This window comes from Methyloversatilis universalis EHg5 (assembly GCF_000378945.1).
In the GTDB taxonomy this organism is placed as follows: Bacteria; Pseudomonadota; Gammaproteobacteria; order Burkholderiales; family Rhodocyclaceae; genus Methyloversatilis; species Methyloversatilis universalis_A.
Map to the genome: position 1 here is coordinate 3,281,782 of NZ_KB900539.1, position 23,253 is coordinate 3,305,034.

Genomic DNA, 23,253 nt, shown 5'->3' on the forward strand with positions numbered 1-23,253 from the left:
TTCGCTGCCCCCCAAGGGGGCTGCGCTCGCCCTTGGGGCGGCCCGGCGGGCAGCGCGTTCCCATCTGCAGGCGCCGATTGCCCTTCGCTTGGCGGACCGTGCGCATGTCCTCCCCAACTCGTTCATGAGGACCCTCTCAGTGTTTAGTCCACCGAAGATGACCCACACGCTGCGCGCCTGCGCGCTGCTGATCGGCTATCCGGACGCCGGCCTGCGCGGGCTGCTGCCGCAGATCGCGCAGGCGGTGCGCGACGAGGCGGCGCTGTCGGCGTCACGGCTGGCGGAACTGGATGCGCTGATCGATCTGCTGCAGCGGCAGGACGCCATCGAGGCCGAGGCGGCCTATGTCGAACTGTTCGACCGCGGCCGCTCGACCTCGCTGCACCTGTTCGAGCATGTGCATGGCGATTCGCGCGACCGCGGCCCGGCCATGATCGATCTGGCGCAGACCTACGAAAAGGCGGGTCTGCACCTGGGCCCGGCCGAACTGCCGGACTACCTGCCGGTGGTGCTGGAATTCGCCTCCACCCAGCCGCCGAAGGAGGCGCGCGCCTTCCTGGCGGAAATGACCCACATCCTGAACGCGCTGTTCACCGCGCTGGTCAAGCGTGAAAGCCGCTACGCCAGCGTGATCGGCGCACTGATCGAACTGGCCGGCGAGCGCGCACAGGCGGTGAAGATCGCCGACGACGAGGCGCTGGACGACAGCTGGGCCGAGCCGGAAGCCTTCGGCGGCTGTTCGACCCAGGGCCAGGCGCGCCCGGGCACGCCCCAGCCGGTCACCCGCCCCGTCCACATCGTTCGCAAGACCCCGGTCACCCAAGGAGCGCAATCATGACGTCCTGGCTCGACAACCTGCTGTTCGGCTACTACCCCTACATCTGCCTCGCGGTGTTCTTCATCGGCAGCCTGCTGCGCTTCGATCGCGACCAGTACACCTGGAAGAGCGACTCGTCGCAGCTGCTGCGCCGCGGCCAGCTGCGCCTGGGCAGCAACCTGTTCCACATCGGCGTGCTCTTCCTGTTCTTCGGGCACTTCTTCGGCATGCTGACGCCGCACTTCGTCTATGAGCACTTCATCGGCGCCGGTGCCAAGCAGCTGGTGGCCATGGTGAGCGGCGGCATCGCGGGCACGCTGGGCTTCATCGGCCTCACGCTGCTGCTGCATCGCCGGCTGACCGAGCCGCGCATCCGCGCCACCTCGAAAACCAGCGACATCGTGATCGCGCTGCTGCTGTGGGTGCAGCTGCTGCTGGGTCTGGCCACCATCCCGCTGTCGGCACAGCATCTGGACGGCGGCATGATGCTGCGGCTGGCCGAATGGGCGCAGCGCATCGTCACTTTCCGCGCCGGCGCACCGGAACTGCTGGCCGAAGCCGGCTGGGTGTTCAAGACCCACATGTTCCTCGGCATGAGCATTTTCCTGGTGTTCCCATTCACCCGTCTGGTGCATGTATGGAGCGGCTTCGCGTCGGTGTTCTACGTGTTCCGGCCGTATCAGGTGGTGCGCGCACGCCGGCTCAACCTGCCGGCCGGCCACAACCAGCCGCGCCAGCCGGGCGCCGGCATCTGACCACGCGCATGCCGCGGGCACGGCATATCTGGTAGACAGTCGTGCAGCGGCCCGTGCGGCCGCCCACGACAGAACGGACACCACGAGGAGACACCATGCAGTCCACGCAAGACAGCCGCATCGCCCGGGTCAACGGCATCGCGATCAGCGGCGCCGACGAAGACCTGCCGCCGGACGAGCTGCGCAACCGCGCCTGCACCGAACTGCTGCGCCAGGCCGCCCAGAAGGCCGGCCTGCTGTCGGCGGACGACACCCAGTCGGCCGACGGTCTGATTTCGGAAGAGGCCGCGGTCGCCATCGACACGCTGATCGGCCAGGCGGTGCAGGTGCCGGAGCCGTCGGAAGAGGCCTGCCGACGCCATCATGCCGCCCATATCGGCCGCTACACCGTGGGCCAGCGCGCGCGCATGCGCCACATCCTGTTCGCGGTCACCCAGGGCGTTGACGTGAACGCGCTGCGCAGCCGCGCCGAAGCGGTGCTGATCGAGGTGCGCGCGCACGCCGACGGCGAAGACCCCTTCCCTGAAGCCGCCCGCCAGTGCTCCAACTGCCCGAGCAGCGAACGCGGTGGCGACCTCGGCTGGCTGGCGCCGGAAGAGGTGGTGCCGGAATTCGCCCGCGCCATCTTCGGCCAGCCGGACATCGGCGTGCTGCCGCGTCTGGTGCACAGCCGCTTCGGCTTCCACGTGATCGACGTGCAGGAGCGCGAAGCCGGCACGGTGCAGCCTTTCGACGAGGTGCGGGGCACGGTGGCCGCATCGCTGCGCCAGCAGAGCTTCGCCACCGCGCTGCGCCAGTACGTGGCGCTGCTGGCCGGTCAGGCCCGGCTTGAAGGCGTGGATATGGACATGGCCGACACGCCGCTGGTGCAGTGAGCACGCGATGAGTCATGCAGCGCGCCCCTTCAGTCCCCGTGCGGGCGCCGCTGCGCTGACCTGCCCCGCCTGAGCGGAATTCACCATGCCCGACGAACTGCTGACCCGGCTGCGCCGCTTCCACGACCACACGTTTCCCGGCGTACAGGACCGCTTCCAGCACCTGGTGCGCGACGGCCAGCACCCGACCATCCTGTTCATCGGCTGTTCCGACTCCCGGCTGGTGCCCTATCTGCTGACCGGCACCGGCCCGGGCGAGCTGTTCATCGTGCGCAATGTCGGTGCCTTCGTGCCGCCCTATGACGGCAGCACCCGGCAGGGCCAGCTGGCAGGCTTTCACGGCACCTCGGCCGCCATCGAGTACGCGGTGCTGAATCTGAAAGTGGCTCACATCGTGGTGTGCGGCCACAGCCACTGCGGCGGCGTGCGCGCGCTGTACGAAGGCGTGAGCGCGGAGGCGCCCAATCTGAATGCCTGGCTGGACCTCGGCCGCGAGGCGGTGCTGCCGGTGCAGCTCACCGACGAGGCACTGCGCCGCACCGAACAGCGCGCAGTCGTGCTGCAGCTGGAGCGGCTGATGGATTACCCGATGGTGCGCACCGGCGTGGACGCCGGCCGCATCGCGCTGCACGGCTGGCACTACGTGATCGAGGACGGCGAAGTGCACGTGTTCGACGTACATCGCGGCGCCTTCGTGCCCGCCTCCAGCGCCGAACACAGCGGCACCGGCCCCTTCCTGCCCTTTGCCGGCGACGAACCGAGCCCGATCGACGCATGGTGAGCCATACTGCAGCGATGCACGCGCACGACCGGCACGCCTCCACCCTCGACACCTCGCCCAACCGCCGCGATTTCCGCGGCCGGCGCTGGGCCATGGTCACGCTGCGCTCGCTGCATCTGGTGGGCGTGGTACTGGTGGGCAGCGCACTGCTGACCGGTCACGACGAATACCGGCGCGCGGCCGCGCTGCTCATGCTGGCCACCGGTCTGGGCATGTACGGGCTGGAGGTATGGAGCAAGCCGCGCCACGCGGTTGAACTGGCCGGCCTGTTCATCCCGCTCAAGCTGGTCGGCGTTGCCGCCATGATCGTGCTGCCGCAGTCGTCGGCCGGCCTGTTCTGGCTGCTGCTGATCGCCTCTTCGGTGGTGTCGCACGCGCCAGCGGGCTTCCGCCACATCCGCCCTTTCTCCGCACAGGCGGACGACCGTCACTGATACACCGCCTCTCGGCTTTCTTCCGCCTCCGATGTCCCTGCTGCAGATCATCTACACCAGCACGCTGGTGACCGACGGCGCCGCCGTGCTGTCCGCCATCCTGGAAACCAGCGTGCGCAACAATGCTCGCGATGACATCACCGGCATGCTGCTGCACTCGGCAGGCAACGTGCTGCAGGTGATCGAGGGCGAAGCCGGCGTGCTGCAGGCGCGCTACGCGCGCATCTGCGAAGACCCCCGCCACAAGGGGTTGATCGAACTGTCGCAGGAAACGGTGAGCAGCCGGGAATTCGGCCGGTGGAGCATGGGCGTGCGCGGCCTGCGGCCGGAAGACATGTCGCCACCTGGTGCTTCGCATGCGCTTTTCCGGGGCGGATTCGACCAGCACATACTGAGCGCGCGCCCTGGGCTGGCGCGCGAAATGCTGGCACTGTTCAGCCGCAACATGCGCTGAACGCAAGCAGCCTCAGGCGCGCGCCAGACGTCGGCGCGACATCACCGCCAGCACGCCCAGACCCACCAGCAGCATGGCCCGGCCATCGGCCTCGGGCACGGTAGGCATCACCGCGGGCGGTCCCGCCTGCAGCGTGGCTTCGAACCAGGCCGGTCCCCAGCCCGCGGTCCAGTTGCCGGTCAGCAAGGTATTGAAGTCGTTCGGCGAGGTGTACATCCACAGATTGGGCGAGGTGGTGACCGCCGGATTGCCGTCATACGAAACCGGCATTTCATAGGTACGCAGCGGCTGCAGCGGCAGGCCTTCCGGGCTGATGAAGGCGAAATACCACTGGTTGGCCGCGAGCTGCAGGCCCGGCTCGAAGGTGAATTTCTGGATGTCACCGTTGTGTGCGGTGGTGGTGACCGCACTGCTCCACAGCAGCTCGATCAGATCGCCGGACGAGCCTGCGGGCAGGCCGGCCCGGTAGCCCCAGGTGCCGATGAAGGCGCGGAAGTTCATCGTGCCGCCGCTGTTGGTATAGCCACTCAGCTGGCCGGTGATGTCGGTGCGCTGGCGCAGGAAGAGGCTGAAGTCCTCCAGCCACAGGTCACCGCCTGAAGGCCTGAAGGTCACGCCCATGCTGCCCGAGATCGGCGGCGTGAAATCCGGGCGGTCCGACACCACGCAGCACTGCGCGCGATAGCGCACGTGATTCGGCGCAGTGACGCCCTCCGGCGTCAGGTCGATCAGGGTTTCCGCGTGAACCGGCAGGGCTGCCAGCAGACCGGTCAGGACAAGAGCGCGCATCGGAACCTCCATCGGTGAGTGATGACCCGAAGGTAAGTCCCGGCGCGCCGCCCTTGTACCCCGCGGACAGGGGTGTCGACGCCGCTTACAGGCGACGGCGGCGTGCGGCCCCGGCCACCACGGCCGCGCCGGCCAGCATCATCAGCGCGGATGCCGGCTCCGGCACCGCGGGCAGCGGCGGCAGACCGCCGACCTGATCCGCATTCAGCTCGACGTCGTACAGGCGTATCGACGCCACCGCGCCATCGGCGAATTCGCCCTGGCCGCCGCCCACCACATTGTCGGCAAAGAAATGGATGAGGCGCTGCGGGTTGGCAGACGCATAGGCACTGAAGTTCAGCGAGGTGGTGGTGAGGTCGAACTGGAAGATGCCGTCCATATAGGCGGTCACCGTACTGTTGCCGCGATTGGTCAGCGTCACGCGGTGATATTCGCCGACCGTGAAGCGGGTCGGCCCATCGCCGCTCGGCCACACTTCCAGCCGGTTGTCCGGGTCGATGTACAGCGCGTTGTCGCTCTGCCGGTTCGACACACCGAATATGTTCTCCCAGCTCGAAGTGTTCGGTTCGAACTTGAACACGATGTCGATCGAATAGGCGTCGTCATCGTTCAGCAGCCCGCTGCTGTTCACCAGCAGACCGGCCTGCTGGCTGGGCGTGCTGTTGCCGTCAAAACGCCACACCCAGCGGGTTTCGCCGAACACCGTGTCCTGCACGAAACCGCTCAGGCCCAGCGGATCGATCACGCCCAGTGCGGGCACGCCCGCCTGATCGGCGGCCAGCGTCTGGTCAAAGCGCCAGGTCGCGACCGGCAGCGGATCGGCCGCGACCGCGGCGGACGCCACGCCCAGCGAGGCGACGGACAGGACGGACAGCACACTTCTGCGGAAGCTCATCATCCAGATCTTTCTGTGAATATCGACGACAGCGGCCACAGCAAGATCGGTACCACAGTGACATGACACTGATTATTCGGGGGAATGCGTGCGCGCATCGCAGGCAGTGTCAGAAAGATCGACATGCAGAGGCGGCCACTGTCCGGCCCGCATGCGTCAGACGCCGCGTCGCGGCGGCCTGGGCATGCCACCGAACAGCGGCTCCAGCTGCCCGCAGCAGGCCAGCAGCGCCTCGTCCTGCCAGCGCCTGCCAACCAGCTGGACGCCGACCGGCAGGCCGTCCTCGACGCCGGCCGGCAGCACCACCACCGGATGCCCGGTCAGCGAGAACGGCGTCACCAGCCCGATGGCCCCTTCGACAAAGGGCAGGCGCGCGTCATCGACCGCAATGTCAGGCGGCCGCTTCCACCACACCAGCCGGGTCTGCGGATAGGCGACCGACGGGGCGACCGGGCACAGCCACACATCCCATTCGCCCAGAAAGCGCTCGAGCGCGCGGATGAGGCGGTCACGCATGTTCAGCGCACGGTTGTAGCGCTGCGCATCCAGCGCCAGCCCCTGCACGAAGGCATGCGCAAGCGGCTGGTCCCGGCTGATGAAGCGCCCGGTCACCGAGAGCAGCCTGCGCGCCAGCGCCGGCATGCCGAGACCGATCTCGGTGCCCGCCAGCCAGCCGTAGGCCTGCCACGCCTTGAGCGTGTCGAAACCCTCCGGCTGCCGCCGTTCCACCACGCAGCCAGCGGCCTCCAGCGCGGCCACGGTGCGGGTCAAGCCGGCCTTCGTGCGCCGGCACAGCGGCAGACCGCCGAAGTCGTCCCACCAGGCCACGCGCAGCGGCCGCGCAGGCAGCACCACCGGCTGCACCGGCACCCGCGGCACTTCGGTGTCCAGATCGTCCGGGCCGGCCATCAGACCGAGCGCGCACTGCAGATCGGCCACCGAAGGAGCGAGTGCGCCGAAGGACAGCATGTGGCGCACGCTGCGCCGGCCGCCCGGCAGATGCGGAATATGGCCGCTGCGCGGAATGCGGTTCTCGGTCGCCTTCAGCCCGGCCACGCCGCAGTAGGCGGCCGGAATGCGGATGGAACCGCCGATGTCACTGCCCGGATCGAGATACGAGAAACCCATCGCCACCGCCGCTGCACTGCCGCCGGAACTGCCGCCGGGCGTGAGCGCCAGGTCCCAGGGATTGCGCGTCGGCCCGAACAGCGGGCTCCAGCATTGCGGCGTACCGGCCAGTTCCGGCAGATTGGTCTTGCCCACGATGACCGCGCCGGCCGCCCGCAGCCGCGCCACCACTGCCGCGTCGCGCGCCGGCACATGCCGCGCCAGCGGCGGATGGCTGCTGGTGGTGAGCAGGCCGGCGGTTTCGAACGAATCCTTCACCGTGACCGGCACGCCCAGCAGTGGCGGCAGTACGCCACCCTCGGCGCGCCGCCGGTCGGCTGCGTCCGCCGCGGCCCGCGCGCCGGCCTCGTCCAGCGTCACCACGGCGTTGATGTCCGGGTTGTGGTCGCGGATGCGCGCCAGACAGCGCTCCAGTTCGTCGGAAGCCGACGTTTCACCGCGCGCGATGCGGGCGGCGACATCAAGGGCGGTATCGGTCATCGGGTACGGACGTGAAAGACGACGGAATGCATTCTAGATGGCGCGCCCGGCAGGCCGCGCACGTGCAGGCGCCGTGGGTCTGGATTTCGCCGCCCCCACCCTCATATGGGTGACAGGCCGTCACCCCGGATACGGACACCTCCATGCACATCGCCTGCCCCCGCTGTTCTGCCACCAATCGCGTTCCGGACGACCGTCTGGACGACGCCCCGGTGTGCGCCCGCTGCAAGACGCCGCTGCTGGCGGCCGAACCCTTTGCGCTCGACGACGTGCAGTTCGACACCTACGTCGGTCGCACCGAACTGCCGGTGCTGGTGGATTTCTGGGCGGCCTGGTGCGGCCCCTGCCGCGCGATGGCGCCACAGTTCGAAGCCGCTGCCCGCCAGTTGCCGCGGGTACGCCTGGCCAAGGTCGACACCGAGGCGGCACGACAGACCGCCGCCCGCTTCGGCATCCGCAGCATTCCGACGCTGATGCTGTTCAAGGGCGGCGCGGAAGTGGCCCGCCAGGCCGGCGCAATGAGCACGGCCGACATCGTGCGCTGGGTGCGGTCGCACCTGCGCAACTGAAACAGCCGCGCACGCCCCGGGCGCTCCGGGCCGCTCGCCTTTCCCGTCGAAATGGGTTCTCATACCCGGTTTGCCCTGCCCCCGGCCGGAACATGGACTGGATACGCATCCGCGGTGCGCGCACCCACAATCTGAAGAACGTAAACATCGACATCCCGCGTGACCGCCTGACGGTGATCACCGGGCTGTCCGGCTCAGGCAAGAGCTCGCTCGCCTTCGACACGCTGTACGCCGAAGGCCAGCGCCGCTATGTCGAGTCGCTGTCGGCCTACGCGCGCCAGTTCCTGCAGCTGATGGAAAAGCCGGACGTTGACCTGATCGAGGGCCTGTCGCCGGCGATCTCGATCGAACAGAAGGCCACCAGCCACAATCCGCGCTCCACCGTGGGCACGGTGACCGAAATCCACGACTACCTGCGCCTGCTGTTCGCCCGGGTCGGCACGCCGCACTGCCCGGAACACGGCGCGCCGCTGGCCGCGCAGAGCGTGTCGCAGATGGTGGATGCGGTGCTCGCCATGCCGGAAGAAAGCCGGGTGGCCATCCTTGCGCCGGTGGTGAGCGAGCGCAAAGGCGAACAGACCGAACTGATCGCCGACCTGCGCTCGCGCGGCTTCGTGCGGGTGCGGCTGGACGGCAAGCTGATGGACATCGACCAGCTGCCCAAGCTGGACAAGAACATCAAGCACTCGATCGACGTGGTGGTCGACCGCCTTAAAGTGCGCGCCGACGCGCGCCAGCGGCTGGCCGAATCGATCGAAACCGCGCTGCAGCAGGCGGAAGGCCGGGCCATCGCGCTGGACATGGACAGCGGCGCCGAACAGCTGTTTTCCGCCCGTTTCGCCTGCCCGGTGTGCGGCCACAGCGTGGCCGAACTGGAGCCGCGGCTGTTCTCGTTCAACAACCCGGCCGGCGCCTGCCACAGCTGCGACGGCCTGGGCATGGTCACCTTCTTCGACCCGGCCCGCATCGTCGCCCACCCGCACCTGTCGCTGGCTTCCGGCGCCATCCGCGGCTGGGACCGGCGCAACCAGTTCTACTTCCAGCTGCTGGCCAGTCTGGCCACCTTCTACAAGTTCGACGTCGATACGCCCTGGGACCAGCTGGACACGAAGCTTCAGCACACGGTGCTGAACGGCTCCGGCCAGGACCGCATCCCCTTCCGCTACCTGTCGGAATCCGGCCGCACCACGGTGCGCGAGCACACCTTCGAGGGCGTTGTGCCCAACCTTGAGCGGCGCTACCGCGAAACCGATTCGGTGGTGGTGCGCGAGGAACTGGGCAAGTACCGCAATACCAAGGTATGCCCGGACTGCCAGGGCACGCGGCTGCGCTCGGACGCACGCCACGTGAAGGTGGGCGGCCACACGCTGCCGCAACTTGCAGGGCTGCCGCTGCGCGCCTGCCAGCAGCTTTTCGAGGCGCTGGAGCTGGACGGCGCACGCGCCGCCATCGCCGCCCGCATCATGCGCGAGATCGCGGCGCGGCTCGGTTTCCTGATCGACGTCGGCCTCGACTACCTGAGCCTGGACCGCTCAGCCGAAACGCTGTCCGGCGGCGAGGCCCAGCGCATCCGTCTGGCCAGCCAGATCGGCTCCGGCCTGACCGGTGTCATGTATGTGCTCGACGAGCCGTCGATCGGCCTGCACCAGCGCGACAACGCGCGGCTGCTCGGCACGCTGAACACGCTGCGCGACCTTGGCAATACGGTGGTGGTGGTCGAGCACGACCAGGAAGCGATCGAAATGGCCGACCACGTGGTCGACATGGGCCCGGGTGCCGGCCAGCACGGCGGCCAGGTGATCGCCCAGGGCACGCCGGCCGACATCGAGGCGTCAGAAGACAGCCTGACCGGCGCCTACCTGTCCGGCCGCAAACAGATCGAGGTGCCGAAGAAGCGCACCCAGCCGACTGACGCCTGGCTGCACGTGCGCGGCGCGCGTGGCAACAATCTGCGCGGCGCCGACGCGTCGATTCCGCTCGGCCTCATCACCTGCGTGACCGGCGTGTCCGGCTCCGGCAAGTCCACGCTGATCAATGACACGCTGTACACCGCGGCCGCCCATCACCTGTACGGCTCGGCCGCGCTGCCGGCAGCGCACGACGCGATCGAGGGGCTGGAACAGTTCGACAAGGTGATCAATGTCGACCAGTCGCCGATCGGCCGCACGCCGCGCTCCAACCCGGCCACCTACACCGGCCTGCTGACGCCGATACGCGAACTATTCGCCGGCACGCCGGAAGCGCGCTCGCGCGGCTACGGCCCCGGCCGCTTCTCATTCAACGTGAAGGGCGGCCGCTGCGAAGCCTGCCAGGGCGACGGCCTGGTGCGGGTGGAAATGCACTTCCTGCCGGACGTGTTCGTACCCTGCGACGTGTGCAACGGCAAGCGCTACAACCGCGAAACGCTGGACATCCGCTACAAGGGCCGCACCATCCACGAAGTGCTGGGCATGACGGTGAACGAGGCGCGCGAGTTCTTCGATGCGGTGCCCACCGTCGCGCGCAAGCTGGAAACCCTGGTCGAGGTCGGCCTCGGCTACATCGGTCTGGGCCAGAGCGCCACCACGCTGTCCGGCGGCGAGGCGCAGCGGGTGAAGCTGGCGCTGGAACTGAGCAAGCGCGACACCGGCCGCACGCTCTACATCCTCGACGAACCGACCACCGGCCTGCACTTCCACGACGTGGACATGCTGCTGGGCGTGCTCTACCGGCTGCGCGACGCCGGCAACACCATCGTCGTGATCGAGCACAACCTCGACGTGATCAAGACCGCGGACTGGATCATCGACCTCGGCCCCGAGGGCGGTGCCGGCGGCGGAGAAATCATCGCCAGCGGCACGCCGGAACAGGTGGCCGCGGTCGAGCGCTCGCACACCGGCCACTACCTCGCGCCGCTACTGAAGCCGCGCAAGGCGACGACGCGGAAGAAGTAAGGCGCCGCGCCCACAGATCCCGGGCCACGGACAGCGCGCGTATTTCGTGGGAGCGGCGCCCTCGCCGCGATTGCGGCCCAGGCATGGAGAAGGCGTCTGATCGGAGGCCCCATCGCGGCGAGGCGCCGCTCCAACGGGTCTCGGGCTACCGACTGTGCGAGGTTCTTGTGGGAGATTCTATGTTTGAGCGCAAGCGTTTTCGTGTTGTTGAGGGACGTAGTCGGAGGCGTTCTTCATTAGCGAGAAGGCGATGCGTGCGAGCTTTCTGGCCAGCGCGACCAGCGCTTGCGTGCGGCTGAATCCGCGCTGGAGCATGCGCTGGTAGAAGGGCTGCCAGGTACTGGATCGGCTGGCGGCCATGGCGGCGTTGTAGAGGAGTCGGCGCATCTCGGCATCGCCCTTCTTGCTGAGCACCCCGCGTGCGCGCTGGGTGCCCGACTGACGCACGGTCACATCCAGGCCGAGGAAGGCGATGAAGGCATCGGCCCGGCCGAATGGGGCGCGGTGGAAGGTGGCGCACAGACCGGCGGCGGTGAGTGTGCCGATGCCTTCAACTTTCAGGATGCGTCGATACGGGTCGCCCCAGCCGCTGGTGCCGATCAGCGCGGCGATGCGCTGCTCCAGTCGTTTGATCAGCGCCTGGATCCGCTCGGTGACGGCCCGCACCTGGCGGGCGAAGCCGGGCAGCTCCTCCATGCTCTGACGCATGCGGCCCAGGCAACGCACCAGGGTGGCGCGACGGCGCAACAGGGCGCGCAGTTCGGTCACCGCACGGGGCGGCAGCGAGAACGGGCGCAGACGCGCCCCTTCGTGGGCGAGATAGCGGGCGATCAGCCCCGCGTCGTGCCGATCGGTCTTGGCGCGCTGGCCCAGCGTGTCGCGGTATCTGGACAGCGTGTAGCCGTCGATCAGATAGACCTGATGACCGGCGCCGATGAGCAGCTCGACCAGCACGCGGTGGTAGGTGCCGGTGGATTCGCAGGCGATGTGGCAGACGCCCGGGGGCAAGGTGCGCAGCCAGCCGCGGATGGCCTGGGCGGTGTTGTCGATGTGCAGCACCGGCGAGCGGCCGTACTCGGCGATGTCCAGCCAGCGCTTGGAGACGTCGATGCCAAAGCGGGGGGATTCGGTCTGACTTGTCACGATGAGCACCTCCGGACTATGGTTGAAGGGCTTGTCGGGGTCACCTGGGCACAGGCTTGCAGGATATGGTCGGTACCGGGTCAGACGCGGTCCGAAGGATTCCTCATCAGTGCTCGGGGGTGAAGGCGGGACATCTCTCCCACTGTCTGTACGTGCTTGCCGTCAGATGCGGCGCTCGTCCCTCCGCCCGACAAGCGTCCACTACTACGCTTGCCGTAGATGAACATACAAGCGGCGCCCTCGCCGCGATTGCGGCCCGGGCATGAAGACAGCGTCTGATCGGACGCCCTATCGCGGCGAGGCGCCGCTCCCACGGGTCTCGACCCACCGACTGCGCGAAGTTCTTGTGGGAGCGGCGCCCCCGCCGCGATTGCGGCCCGTGCATGAAGACAGTGTCTGATCGGACGCCCCATCGCGGCGAGGCGCCGCTTCCACGGGCCTCGGGCCACCGTCTGCGCGAAGTTCTTGTGGGAGCGGCGCCCTCGCCGCGATTGCGGCCCGTGCATGAAGACAGTGTCTGATCGGACGCCCTATCGCGGCGAGGCGCCGCTCCAACGGGTCTCGGGCTACCGACTGTGCGAGGTTCTTGTGGGAGCAGCGCCCCGCAGACGCGCTCAGTCGATCAGCCCGAGCTGCCGCGCCGCGTGCATGAGTTCGATATCGGTCGACACACCGAGCTTGGACTTGATCTGGTAGTGGATGTTGAGCACGGTCTTCAGGCTGAGGTGCAGCGTGTCCGCGATGTCCTCACGCGACTTGGCGGCGACCAGCATGCGCAGGATTTCGAATTCGCGTGCGCTCAGCGCGGCCAGTGCATTGCGACCCGAAACGCCGGCACGGCGCAGCGCCGCCAGTTCTTCCTGCACGTCCGGACTCAGCGTCTGCCGGCGCGCGTGCACTGCGCGTATCGCCTGCACCAGCAGATCCGGCGGCGAACTTTTGGTGACATAGCCGAGCGCGCCGGATTCCAGCGCTTTTTCGACGAAGGTGGCGTCGCGGTGCATGGTGAACACCAGCACCCGCGCATCACGGTCGCGCGCCAGGATGCGTTGCAGCGTCTGTATGCCGCTGGCACCGGGCAGCGTGATGTCCATCACCACCAGATCCGGTGCGAGTTCGGTGTACAGGCGGTAGGCCTCCTCGCCGGACCCGGCTTCGGCCACGATGTGCAGCGGCGGGTGACGTTCGATCAGCCGGCGGTAGCCTTCGCGTACCACCGCGTGGTCATCCACCAGCAGGATGCCGACCGGCGCGTCAACCAGCGGTGCAAACCCGTTCATGCCGCCTCCACCTGCGTGCCCAGTCGCCACGGCACTTCGATATCCACCACAAGCCCCTGCGGTTCGCGCACCGACAGCAGCACGCGGCCGCCCAGCGCCACCACGCGTTCATTCACGCCGATCAGGCCGAAGCCGCCGGACTCGGTCTGCGTCACCGCCAGCACCGGGCCGCGCACCACACCGTCATCGATCACCCGCAGCCGGATGTCGTCGCGCGCCGGCCGCCGCTCCAGCCTCACCTCGACCGCGGTGGCCCCCGAGTGTTTGGCCGCGTTGGTCAGACATTCCTGCACGATGCGGTAGAGGTTGATCGCGATGTCGTCCGGCAGATCGGCGAAATCGCCATCGACCTCCAGCGTGTAGCGGCAGCGGCCACGCGCCTGCGCGTCCCACATGCGCACCATGCGGTCCAGCCCGGCGATCAGGCCGTACTCGTCCAGACCGACCGGGCGCAGCTGGCGCAGGATGCCGTGCAGCGATTCCATCATGCGGCTCACCGTGCGCATCACCGTTTCACCGCTGTCGCGCAGCGCCTCCGGCTGCGGCGCAGGCCGGTCGGCTTCGTTCACGACGCAGGCCGCTTCGGCGCTGATGGACGCCAGACTCTGCCCGAATTCGTCGTGCAGTTCGCGCGCCAGCCGGCGCCGCTCGCCCTCCTGCACCGTGAGCAGCATCTGCGCCAGACGCTGCTGGTCGCGCGTCTTCTGCTGCAGGTTTTCCGCCATCGTGTTGAACACCGAGCCGATGCGGTCGAACTCCGCCAGTTCGAAAGCCGGCAGGCGCGCATCGAGATCGCCGCGTTCAAGCTTGCCGAGGCCGTCCAGCACCGCCGACGCCGGCCGCAGCGCACGGCTGATCGACAGGTAAATGAGCAGGTTGAACGCCAGTACCGCTACCGCAGCACCGGCCAGCAGACGCAGGATTTCCTGCCACACCGCGCCGCTCTCGCGGTCGGCATCGACCCGGATCAGCACTTCGCCCATCTTGAGGCCGGGCGCGCGGCCCACGTCCAGACCGACGCCGTAGGGCTGGTACCACAGCACGCGCCGGCCGACGCGCACGCCCGGTTCGCCTGCCACATCCTGTTCGATGGCGGCACCGCGCTCGATGCGCCGGTTCAGCATGTAGCGGATCAGTTCGCGGAACCACTCGGGCGCGTAGGCGTGATGCCGCGTGCTGTCCGCGGTACAGCTGTTGGCCGACAGCCGGCCTTCGAGATCGAAGTACTGCACGCACAGCCGGGTCACTTCGGAAAACTCGGCAAAGCGCGACAGGTCGGGCTTGCCGATGTTCAGTTCGAGGCCGCTCAACTGGCGCGACATCTGGTCGGTGATGAGCCGCGACACCAGATCGGCATTGCGCACCGCCTCCGCCTGCAGCCGCGTGGTGGTGCGCCAGATCAGCGCAGCCGACGCCAGCACGCCGATCACCACCGCGAGCAGCGTGATGCGCACCATGAGGGTCAGTTTGAGATTGGTGCCGCGCTTCATGTGCCCGATTCTATCCGCGCACGCGGGGCAACTTGCCCGATCTGTGCCGGTCGGACGGAATGCCGTCTGTCACTGTGCCGGCAGCCGGCGCTGCGCTACGGTGTATCCATGCTGAAGGAGGACTGCACCATGACCCACACCCACCCCGACCCGGCTCGCCCGACCCCCTGGCGCATCGCCACCACCGTGTTCTGGAGTTTCTTCGGCGTGCGCAAGCGCAGTGGCCACGACCAGGACACGGTGCAGCTCACGCCGCTGCAGATCGCCTGCGGTGCGGTGATCGGCGCCGCGCTGTTCGTGGGCACGCTGCTCACCGCGGTGCACTTCATCACCCGCTGAGCGGCAGGTCGAACAGGCGCGCCGCAATACGGGCAGCCGCCCGCTCCATGCGTGCGCGGCAGTCGGCACGGCCCGCCTCGTCCAGCCAGGCACTGATGAAGGTGGTGCCGATGCCGGCCACCGGGTAGCCGGCGGCGTCGCACACCGGCACGCCCATGCCGCCGGTGCTGCGGTCCAGCACCATGCCGTCGAAACAGCTCCAGCCCTCGCGCAATGCGCGGGCGATGGCTTCGCGGTGCCGCAGTTCGTCATAGCGTTCGACCCGGTGGTAGCGCGGCAGGTTGATGCGCACCACCTCCCACACCTCGTCCTCGGGCAGCCGCGACATCATGGCGATGCAGCTCTGGGTGACGCCAAAGGCGGTGCGCAGGCCGGCATCGCCGCGACCGATCTGTATGTCGGAGCGCGGGTCGTAGCGACCGATGCACACGCTGTCCAGCCCGCTGCGCAGGTTCAGGAACACCACCTGACCCAGTTCCTCCGCCAGCGCGCTCAGTTCGGTCGCCGCCGCCCGTTCCACTGGCTGCCGGCTGATCGCCGAATAGCCGAGCGCCGCAAGGTCGCGGCCGAGGTTGAAGCGCTGGGTCAGCGGATCGCGTTCGACCCAGCCCATGTCCATCAGCATGTCGAGCACGCGATGGATGGTCGCCCGCGGCAGGCCGGTGCGCGCCACCAGTTCGGTCAGCGCGCTGCCCCGGCGCGAACCGCGCGCGAGCGTGGTGAGCAGCAGGCGCGCGCGGTGCAGGCTGCCGGCCGGCACCTCGCCCGCATCCGCATGCTGCGCGCTGCGTCCCTGCTTCGTCCGGCTGTCCGCCTCCGCCATGCTCCGTGCTCCGTGCGCTCTGCGTCGCAAGCGGGTGTCCGCTATCCGGACACCTATGTACCCACGGCCTGTTGCCGCTCACAGACATGAACACTAGCATCCGCTTCAAACAACAAGAGCCTGAACAAACCGCTTGTCCGACCATCGGACAGCTTTCGTGACTCAGGAGGAGACATGAGCCAGCTCTACGGGGCGCAGCATCGCGCACTGCAGGATGAACACGGCATGCAGCCGCTGGCTGACCGGGTGGCCGAATTCATCGTGCATCCGGCAATACAGCCGGAACACCGCGCCTTCATCGAATCGCGCGACTTCTTCTTCCTCACCACGGTCGACCACCGCGGCTACCCTACGGTGTCGCACAAGGGTGGCGCGCCCGGCTTCGTGCGGGTGATCGACGACCGCACGCTCGCATTCCCGAGCTTCGACGGCAACGGCATGTTCCTGTCCATCGGCAACATCACCGCCCACCCGAAGATCGGCCTGCTGTTCATCGATTTCGAAACGCCGCACCGGGTGCGGGTGCATGGCGACGCCACGGTGAGCCGCGACGATCCGCTGCTGCAGGAGCAGCTGCCCGCCTTTCACGGCGCCGAATGCGTGGTGCGGGTGAAGCTGGCGGAAATCTTCATCAACTGCCCGCGCTACATCCACCGCTACCGCCGCGTCGAGGACGCGAAGCACGTGCCGCAGCCGGGCTGCCCGACGCCGCCGGCGCAGTGGAAGCGCATCGACGGGCTGCAGGACGTGCTGCCCGAACGCGACCGCCACATCGCGGACGAACTGGGCGTCATTTCGCCGGACGCCTACGCCGAACTGGTGCAGCAGGGCCGCACCTGAACCGCGGCGGCCCCTCGCCGCCGCCCTTTCCGCACGCCATCGCATGCAGCCCGCTCAGGGCCGCAGGGGCCGGCGCGCGCCCACCGAAGGAGTCCGCACATGAAACCCCTTTCCGCACTGGTCTGCGCCAACGTGATGCTGGCGATCGCGATGACCTTCTCGATGCAGTCCGCACCGCTGCCGATGTGGTCCATGGTGATCGCCTGGGCGGCCTTCTTCCATCTGGGCGGCATGCAGCATGCGCCGTCGGCGCTGCTGGCGGTGCTGGCTCACGCGGTATTCGGCGTGCTCGCCGGCTGGCTGGCCGCGCTCGCCATCCTGGCCAATCCGACCGCGCTGCCCGGCACCGTCTGGGTGCCGCTGGTGGTGGGCGCCGCGGTCGGCCTGATGAGCGCAGCGTCCGGCTGGTCGCGGCTGGCGGTGCTGCCGGTGTGCGTCTACGGCTTCGCCGCGAACTGGGCCTTCCTCGACGTGCCCGGCCGCTTCGACCCGGCGGTGCTGACCGCGCTGCGCGCCGACAACGTGCTGGTCGCGCTGCCGCCGGCGCTGCTGATCGGCGGCCTGTTCGGCTGGGCCAACGCACGGCTGATCGTGCGGCTGTCCGCGCCCGCCGCCGACAGCGGACGGACCGCGTGACCGCGCGCATGCAGGGCAACTTGCCCGTGCGCGACTGCCTAGACTGCGCGACAGCCCGCAGCCGGCCGGTCAGCGCCGGACACGCACATCGATTCCACACCGGGGAGACAGCATGAGCAGTCAGGAGCAACTGCAGGACTGGCGCGACGCCGCGCTGCGCATCGAGAACGAGATCCGCAAGGCCGTGATTGGCCAGGACGGCATCGTGCGGCTGATCAATGTCGCGCTGTTCGCACGCGGCCACGTGCTGCTCGAAGGCGATGTCGGCGTTGGCAAGACCACGGTGCTGCGCGCCTTCGCGCGCGCCATCGGCGGTGATTTCGAGCGCGTCGAGGGCACGGTGGACCTGATGCCGAACGACCTCGTCTATCACACCTATGTCGATGCCGACGGCAAGCCGCGCATCGAGCCCGGTCCGCTGCTGCGCCATGGCGAACGGCTCACCACCTTCTTCTTCAACGAAATCAACCGCGCCCGGCCGCAGGTGCAGTCGCTGCTGCTGCGCGCGATGGCCGAACGCACGGTGTCGGCCTTCAACCGCGACTACAGTTTTCCGCACATGACGGTGTTCGCCGACCGCAACAAGGTCGAGAAGGAAGAAACCTTCGAACTCGCCTCGGCCGCGCGCGACCGCTTCATGTTCGAACTGCGCATGGAAACGCCGCGCGATCCGTCGGTGCGCCGCGCGCTGGTGTTCGACACCGCCTATCACGACGTGGACGCGCTGATCGACACCGTGTCGCCCGGCCTGATCGACGCCTTCCAGCTCAATGCCATCGCCGCCCACATCCAGCGCAGCGTGAGCGCCAGCGAGGCGATGGAGCGCTACGTGATGGACCTGTGGGACGCGAGCCAGAACCCGGCCGCCTTCGACATCCGCATCGACGGCGTAGACATGAAGCGCCTCATCCTCGCCGGCGCCAGCCCGCGCGGCATGAGCGCGCTGCTGCGCGCCGCGCGCGTGGTGGCCTGGCTGGACGGCCGCAGCCATCTGCAGCCTGACGACGTGCGCGCCATCCTGCCCTCCACGCTGGGTCACCGCGTGTTCTTCACGCCGGTCTACGAGATGCGTCGCGCGCAGATCGCCGACGCGCTGATCGCGCAGATCATCGACAAGATCGCCACGCCGCGATGACGCACGCGGAGCAGGTGCAGGAATTCCACTACCGGCTGCCGCACCGCAGCGCCGGCGCGCGGCCGGGTTCGCACCCGGGCAGCAGCCTGGGCGCAGGTCAGGAATTCGTGTCGCACATGAATCTGCACGACCGGCCGGACCCGCGCCGGCTCGACCTGCGCGCCAGCCTGCGCAGCATCACCGGCGACTGGCTGGTGCGGGTGAACCGGCAGAAGGTGGGCGTAGCGGTGCAGGCGCTGGTCGACGTATCGGCGTCGATGGCCTTCGGCGCACGCCGGCGCAAGATCGACCTCGCCGCCGACTTCGTCGAATCGCTGGCGCACAGCGCCTTCCGCGTCGGTGACGCGCTGGGCCTGCGCGCTTTCGACCATGCAGAGCGTGCCGACCTCACGATACCGGCCACGCTCAGCCGCGGCCTCGGCAACGTGATGGCGGACAGCCTGCGCCAGTGCGACACCGCCCCCGGCGGCATCGAAGGGCTGGAAGACGTGGTGCAGCAGATGGTGGGGCGCGAGGCGCTGGTGTTCATCGTGAGCGACTTCCACTGGCCGTTGGACCGCCTGGGCGCGGTGCTCGACCTGCTGTCGCACGCCTTCGTCGTGCCCATGGTGCTGTGGGACGCCGCCGAAACCGAGCCGCCGCACATCGACGCAATCGCGCCGCTGCGCGACGCCGAAACCAATGTCCGGCGCACGCTGCTGCTGCGGCCGAAACTGCGCAGCCAGTGGCGCGACGCGGTGGCCGACCGCAGAGAGGCGCTGAACGCGCTGTTCGCCGCGCACGACCTGCGGCCGTTCTGGCTGACCGGCCGCTTCGACGCCGACGCCCTGTCCGACTACTTCATGGAGGCCTGCGCATGACGACGTCCCGCGCAGACCGCACTGCAGATCCACGCCACGGAATGTCCCCGGTCATGAATCCGCTGATCCGCGCACTGCTGTGCGCCAGCCTGCTGCAGCTGACCCCGCTCGCGAACGCAGAACAAACGGCTGAACAGGCGGCCGCGCCGGTGGAAGGCGCCACCGCACCCGCCCCCGAAGCCCCCTCCGCGACCGAAACGCTGGCCGACAGCGCCGTCCCTGCTCCGGAGGTCGTCGAGGCTGCGCCCGCGGCACCGGCCGGGCCGGTCGCTCAGGTGCAGCCGCCGCGCGCCTGGGGCCACAGCGTCGGTGATCTGCTCACGCAGCGGGTGCTGCTGGCCATCGACGGCCGCGCCACCGGCCTGCCCAGGCTGCCGGACCCGGGCCGCATCGGCGTGTGGCTGGAGCGCCGCCCGGCGCGTCTGGACACCGATACCGACGGCCGGCGCTGGCTGGTGCTGGATTACCAGCTCATCAACGCACCGCAGACGCTGACCGCGATCACGGTGCCCGCCTTCGAACTGCGCACCGACGACGGGCCGCTGCAGGTGCCGGCCTGGACTTTCAGCGCAGCGCCGCTCACGCCGCGCACCGCCTTCGCCGGCAACGGGCTGGACGCGCTGCAGCCTGACCGCGGCGCGCCCGCGGTCGACACCGCGCCGCTGCGTCACCGGCTGCTGCTGTGGAGCGGCCTCACCGGCGCGCTGCTGCTGGCGTGGGGCGGCTGGCTGGTCTGGCGCAATGTGCGCAGCGCCCGCGCCCAGCCCTTCGCCCAGGCGCAGCGCACGCTGCGCGGGCTGAAGGACGATGCGCCGGAAGCCTGGCAGGCGCTGCACCGCGCCTTCGACCGCACCGCCGGCGCCAGCCTGCAGCCCGCCTCGCTGCACCGGCTGTTCGAACGCGCGCCGCACTTCGCGCCGCTGCGCGCCGACATCGAACGCTTCTATGCCGACTCGGCCGCGCGCTTCTTCGGTGACGGCGGCGCTGCCGCAGGTTCGCCGCGCGCGCTGGTACGTACGCTCGCCCGCATCGAACGGCGGCACGAATCATGACCTTCGCCGGTGTCGACTTCGCCCAGCCCTGGGCACTGCTGCTGTTGCCGCTCGCGGTGCTGCCGCTGCTGCGCCGCCGCCGCGACACGCTGGCTTTCCCGACGCTGGACTGGCTGCCGGCCGACCGCGCCGGCCGCATCGCCGGCTTTGCCGGGCGCGCACTGGCGGTGCTGGCCCTCGCCACCACGGTGCTGGCGCTGGCCGGGCCCGGAACGCCGGAAACCACGGTCATGCGCACTGGCCGCGGCGCCGAAATCATGATTCTGATGGACCGCAGCCGCAGCATGGACGCCAAGATGAAGCCGAGCGACTGGCGCACCATCGATCCGCACTCGCTGCTCTATCAGGTGGATTCGCGTGGCGAACCGAAGTCCGCGGTGGCGCGCGACCTGCTGTCGGCCTTCGTCGGCCGGCGGCCGGACGACCGCTTCTCGCTCATGTTCTTCAGCGCCGGCCCGATGCACGTGGTGCCCTTCACCCAGCATGACGAGGTGGTGCAGGCCGGCATCCGCGCCGGCGGCATGGGCCGCGGCCTGTCCGACACCAATGTCGGCCGCGCGCTCACTGGCGCGATCGACAGTTTCGAACAGCGCGCCTACACCGGCAGCCGCATCATCCTGCTGGTGACCGACGGCGGCGCCCACCTCGATGAACCCACGCGCAAGCACATCCGCGAGGGGCTGAAAGCGCATCGCATCGCGCTGCACTGGCTCTACCTGCGCACGCTCAACGCGCCGGAACTGGGTGCCGAAGAAAGCGCACCGCCGCCGGCCGCCGACGGCGACAGCCCCGAGGCGATCGAGACGCGCAACGCCTACTACGCGCAGGAGTCGGTGCCCGAAGTGTCGCTGCACCGCTTCTTCCAGTCGCTGCCGGTGACCTACCGCCTCTATCAGGCGGACAACCCGGACGACCTGGCGAAGGCGGTGGCCGAAGTCGGCCGCCAGCAGAACTTCCCGCTCGACTACGACGAGCGCATTCCGCGGCAGGATCACAGCCGCGCCCTCTTCGCGGTGGCTGCGCTGTGCTGCGCGCTGCTGCTGGTCCATCGATCCCTGCTGTTGCGGAGCTGGCTGTGAAAAGACTGACCCTGCATGCCCTGTTCGGCGGTACCGCGCTGGTGTGCGCCGCGTTCGCCCTGCACTCACTGAATGCGCTGCAGGAGGCCGAGCGCGTGAATGCCGCCATCACCTCCGGCGGCGCGCCGGAAGCCGCACTGCCCGAAGCGCGCTTCGCGCATGCGCTGTCGCTGAACCGCGGTGGCGACAGCGAAACCGCCACCCGCGCCTGGAAGGCGCTGATCGCTGGCGAACGCGCCGACCTGCGGCAGGCGGCGCGCTACAACCTCGGCAACCTGCACCTGCGCGAAGCGCTGGCGCAGGGCGAGAACAATGTGTCGGACGCGCTGCCGCTGATCGAACTGGCCAAACAGCGCTACCGCGATGCGCTGCGCGACCGGCCGGACGACTGGGAGGCGCGCTACAACCTGGAACGCGCACTGTGGCTGGCACCGGAAATCGAATCCGCAGCGGTGGCCGAGGACGAGGACTCGCAGGCGCCGCGCGAACGGGTGGTCACCACGCTGCAGGGCGTGCGGCTGGATCTGCCGTGAGGGCCGTGCGATGAGGATGGCCACCTTCCTGCGCCGGCTGCTCAGCAGCCTGGCCGAGCGCGAAGCGCGCACGCTGGTGCTGGCGGCGGTGCTGCTGCTGACCGCCGCGCTGCTGCCACCGCTGGACCTGAAGCGCGACAGCTGGGACACGGTGGTCGTGTTCGACCTGACCCAGAGCATGAACGTGGAGGACTACGACGTGAACGGCCAGCCGGTCAGCCGGCTCGCCTTCGCGCGCGAGGCGGCGAAGCGTGCGCTGCGCGAACTGCCCTGCGGCTCGCGCGTGGGCTGGGCCGGCTTCGCCGAATACCGCACCCTGCTGCTGCTCGCACCGGTCGAGGTATGCGCCTACTACGGCGATCTGGTCGCCGCGCTCGACAATATCGACGGCCGCATGCGCTGGGGCAATTCCAGCGAGGTGGCCAAGGGCGTGTTCTGGTCGGTGCGCGCGGCAAAGGAACTGGGCGAAGGCACCCAGGTGGTGTTCATCAGCGACGGCCAGGAAGCACCGCCGCTGCGCGACGGCGACAAGCCGGGCTTCGAGGACATCAAGCCGGGCGAGGTGCGCGGCTGGATACTGGGTGCCGGCGGCGACGCGCCCCAGCCCATCCCGAAGAGCGACGAAGACGGCCGCACTGTAGGCGTGTGGAAGGCCGGCGAAGTGATACAGCGCGACGCGGTGCTGCCGGACGGTCGCCGCGTGCCCGGCGCCGAACACCTGTCGTCACGGCGCGAGCCTCACCTGCGCGCCCTCGCCCAGCAGGTGGGCTTCGATTACGCCTCGCTGGACGATGCCGGCGTGCTCGCCCGCGCGATGAAGCACGACGGCGCAGCCCTGCGCCGACCGGTGCCGACCGACCTGAACTGGCTGCCGGCGCTGCTGGCACTCATCCTGCTACTGATCCGCTTCCGGCCGGAACGCGTCCGCCGAGCGGCGGCCTGAGCAGCAGCGGCGCCACGCACCCGTTTGCGCGGGTGCCGCCCGAAGCCGGTTTGCGCCGAAAAAAGACCGCAAACCATTGATCCGAATACAAATAGAACACGGACAGGGCGGCCGCACGCCCTGTCCTGGCAGCGCCGCTGCAGCGCAGCGAACCGGACCTCCCGGTTTTCATGAATTCGCTGACGGCATA

Annotated in this window: 24 protein-coding genes; 17 read left to right on the forward strand and 7 right to left on the reverse strand. The window is 69.0% G+C overall.

The window, feature by feature from the left end; all coding sequences use genetic code 11:
• Positions 1 to 139 precede the first annotated feature (139 nt).
• From narJ to METUNV2_RS0115045, 6 genes are all read left to right on the forward strand, one after another.
• Positions 140 to 838 carry a nitrate reductase molybdenum cofactor assembly chaperone gene (gene narJ, locus METUNV2_RS0115020; RefSeq protein WP_232415685.1) on the forward strand — a complete coding sequence of 233 codons (699 nt, stop codon included), beginning with the start codon at positions 140 to 142 and terminating at the stop codon, positions 836 to 838.
• Complete coding sequence (narI, locus tag METUNV2_RS0115025; protein ID WP_018230294.1) at positions 835 to 1,572, forward strand: respiratory nitrate reductase subunit gamma; 738 nt, start codon at positions 835 to 837, stop codon at positions 1,570 to 1,572. The genes narJ and narI overlap by 4 nt, the downstream gene beginning before the upstream one ends.
• 95 nt (positions 1,573 to 1,667) lie before the next feature.
• Positions 1,668 to 2,447: a peptidylprolyl isomerase gene (locus METUNV2_RS0115030; RefSeq protein WP_018230295.1), complete on the forward strand. Its 780-nt coding sequence runs from the start codon at positions 1,668 to 1,670 to the stop codon at positions 2,445 to 2,447.
• An 85-nt stretch (positions 2,448 to 2,532) separates the two neighbouring features.
• Positions 2,533 to 3,228: a carbonic anhydrase gene (locus METUNV2_RS0115035; protein WP_018230296.1), complete on the forward strand. Its 696-nt coding sequence runs from the start codon at positions 2,533 to 2,535 to the stop codon at positions 3,226 to 3,228.
• Entirely contained in the window at positions 3,222 to 3,662 is a 441-nt protein-coding gene (locus METUNV2_RS0115040) for a hypothetical protein (protein ID WP_026188195.1), read from the forward strand. The genes METUNV2_RS0115035 and METUNV2_RS0115040 overlap by 7 nt, the downstream gene beginning before the upstream one ends.
• 31 nt (positions 3,663 to 3,693) lie before the next feature.
• Positions 3,694 to 4,116 carry a BLUF domain-containing protein gene (locus tag METUNV2_RS0115045; protein ID WP_018230298.1) on the forward strand — a complete coding sequence of 141 codons (423 nt, stop codon included), beginning with the start codon at positions 3,694 to 3,696 and terminating at the stop codon, positions 4,114 to 4,116.
• Positions 4,117 to 4,128: 12 nt separating this feature from the next.
• Here METUNV2_RS0115045 and METUNV2_RS0115050 read toward each other — a convergent pair whose 3' ends face one another.
• The 3 genes from METUNV2_RS0115050 to METUNV2_RS0115060 all read right to left on the reverse strand — a co-directional run bounded on the left by METUNV2_RS0115050 (position 4,129) and on the right by METUNV2_RS0115060 (position 7,408).
• Positions 4,129 to 4,905: a hypothetical protein gene (locus tag METUNV2_RS0115050; protein WP_018230299.1), complete on the reverse strand. Its 777-nt coding sequence runs from the start codon at positions 4,903 to 4,905 to the stop codon at positions 4,129 to 4,131.
• A gap of 85 nt (positions 4,906 to 4,990) precedes the next feature.
• Complete coding sequence (locus METUNV2_RS0115055) at positions 4,991 to 5,800, reverse strand: LamG-like jellyroll fold domain-containing protein (protein ID WP_157281429.1); 810 nt, start codon at positions 5,798 to 5,800, stop codon at positions 4,991 to 4,993.
• Between the two features lie 156 nt (positions 5,801 to 5,956).
• Positions 5,957 to 7,408: an amidase gene (locus METUNV2_RS0115060; RefSeq protein WP_018230301.1), complete on the reverse strand. Its 1,452-nt coding sequence runs from the start codon at positions 7,406 to 7,408 to the stop codon at positions 5,957 to 5,959.
• Between the two features lie 143 nt (positions 7,409 to 7,551).
• On the opposite strand from METUNV2_RS0115060, the gene trxC reads away from it, so the two are divergent.
• Positions 7,552 to 7,977: a thioredoxin TrxC gene (trxC, locus tag METUNV2_RS0115065; protein WP_018230302.1), complete on the forward strand. Its 426-nt coding sequence runs from the start codon at positions 7,552 to 7,554 to the stop codon at positions 7,975 to 7,977.
• A gap of 92 nt (positions 7,978 to 8,069) precedes the next feature.
• Positions 8,070 to 10,910 carry an excinuclease ABC subunit UvrA gene (gene uvrA, locus METUNV2_RS0115070; RefSeq protein ID WP_018230303.1) on the forward strand — a complete coding sequence of 947 codons (2,841 nt, stop codon included), beginning with the start codon at positions 8,070 to 8,072 and terminating at the stop codon, positions 10,908 to 10,910.
• A 177-nt stretch (positions 10,911 to 11,087) separates the two neighbouring features.
• Here uvrA and METUNV2_RS0115075 read toward each other — a convergent pair whose 3' ends face one another.
• The 3 genes from METUNV2_RS0115075 to METUNV2_RS0115085 form a co-directional block, all read right to left on the reverse strand.
• Positions 11,088 to 12,062 carry an IS110 family transposase gene (locus METUNV2_RS0115075; protein ID WP_018230304.1) on the reverse strand — a complete coding sequence of 325 codons (975 nt, stop codon included), beginning with the start codon at positions 12,060 to 12,062 and terminating at the stop codon, positions 11,088 to 11,090.
• Between the two features lie 605 nt (positions 12,063 to 12,667).
• On the reverse strand, positions 12,668 to 13,333 hold the full coding sequence (locus METUNV2_RS0115080) for a response regulator (RefSeq protein ID WP_018230305.1): 666 nt from the start codon (positions 13,331 to 13,333) through the stop codon (positions 12,668 to 12,670).
• Positions 13,330 to 14,823, reverse strand: a complete 1,494-nt coding sequence (locus METUNV2_RS0115085) for a sensor histidine kinase (protein WP_018230306.1) — start codon at positions 14,821 to 14,823, stop codon at positions 13,330 to 13,332. The genes METUNV2_RS0115080 and METUNV2_RS0115085 overlap by 4 nt, the downstream gene beginning before the upstream one ends.
• Before the next feature lie 129 nt (positions 14,824 to 14,952).
• Between METUNV2_RS0115085 and METUNV2_RS0115090 the strand changes: the two genes are divergently transcribed.
• Positions 14,953 to 15,162 (forward strand): DUF2970 domain-containing protein, encoded by a 210-nt coding sequence (locus METUNV2_RS0115090; RefSeq protein ID WP_026188197.1) that lies wholly within the window; start codon positions 14,953 to 14,955, stop codon positions 15,160 to 15,162.
• Here METUNV2_RS0115090 and METUNV2_RS0115095 read toward each other — a convergent pair.
• Positions 15,152 to 15,985 (reverse strand): IclR family transcriptional regulator, encoded by an 834-nt coding sequence (locus METUNV2_RS0115095; RefSeq protein ID WP_018230308.1) that lies wholly within the window; start codon positions 15,983 to 15,985, stop codon positions 15,152 to 15,154. The two genes, METUNV2_RS0115090 and METUNV2_RS0115095, sit on opposite strands and share 11 nt — an antisense overlap.
• Before the next feature lie 174 nt (positions 15,986 to 16,159).
• Here METUNV2_RS0115095 and METUNV2_RS0115100 point away from each other — a divergent pair, with 174 nt between their 5' ends.
• From METUNV2_RS0115100 to METUNV2_RS0115135, 8 genes are all read left to right on the forward strand, one after another.
• Complete coding sequence (locus METUNV2_RS0115100; RefSeq protein ID WP_018230309.1) at positions 16,160 to 16,825, forward strand: pyridoxamine 5'-phosphate oxidase family protein; 666 nt, start codon at positions 16,160 to 16,162, stop codon at positions 16,823 to 16,825.
• Between the two features lie 99 nt (positions 16,826 to 16,924).
• Positions 16,925 to 17,461, forward strand: a complete 537-nt coding sequence (locus METUNV2_RS0115105) for a DUF1097 domain-containing protein (protein WP_018230310.1) — start codon at positions 16,925 to 16,927, stop codon at positions 17,459 to 17,461.
• 112 nt (positions 17,462 to 17,573) lie between these two features.
• Entirely contained in the window at positions 17,574 to 18,596 is a 1,023-nt protein-coding gene (locus METUNV2_RS0115110; RefSeq protein WP_018230311.1) for an AAA family ATPase, read from the forward strand.
• Positions 18,593 to 19,456 (forward strand): DUF58 domain-containing protein, encoded by an 864-nt coding sequence (locus METUNV2_RS0115115; RefSeq protein ID WP_018230312.1) that lies wholly within the window; start codon positions 18,593 to 18,595, stop codon positions 19,454 to 19,456. Before METUNV2_RS0115110 ends, METUNV2_RS0115115 begins: the two co-directional genes overlap by 4 nt.
• Before the next feature lie 53 nt (positions 19,457 to 19,509).
• A complete protein-coding gene (locus METUNV2_RS0115120) occupies positions 19,510 to 20,508 on the forward strand; it encodes a hypothetical protein (protein ID WP_018230313.1) in 999 nt (332 codons plus the stop codon).
• Positions 20,505 to 21,587: a vWA domain-containing protein gene (locus METUNV2_RS0115125; protein ID WP_018230314.1), complete on the forward strand. Its 1,083-nt coding sequence runs from the start codon at positions 20,505 to 20,507 to the stop codon at positions 21,585 to 21,587. Before METUNV2_RS0115120 ends, METUNV2_RS0115125 begins: the two co-directional genes overlap by 4 nt.
• Positions 21,584 to 22,120: a hypothetical protein gene (locus METUNV2_RS0115130; protein ID WP_018230315.1), complete on the forward strand. Its 537-nt coding sequence runs from the start codon at positions 21,584 to 21,586 to the stop codon at positions 22,118 to 22,120. The genes METUNV2_RS0115125 and METUNV2_RS0115130 overlap by 4 nt, the downstream gene beginning before the upstream one ends.
• A 10-nt stretch (positions 22,121 to 22,130) precedes the next feature.
• A complete protein-coding gene (locus tag METUNV2_RS0115135; RefSeq protein ID WP_026188198.1) occupies positions 22,131 to 23,063 on the forward strand; it encodes a VWA domain-containing protein in 933 nt (310 codons plus the stop codon).
• The last annotated feature ends 190 nt before the right edge of the window (positions 23,064 to 23,253 follow it).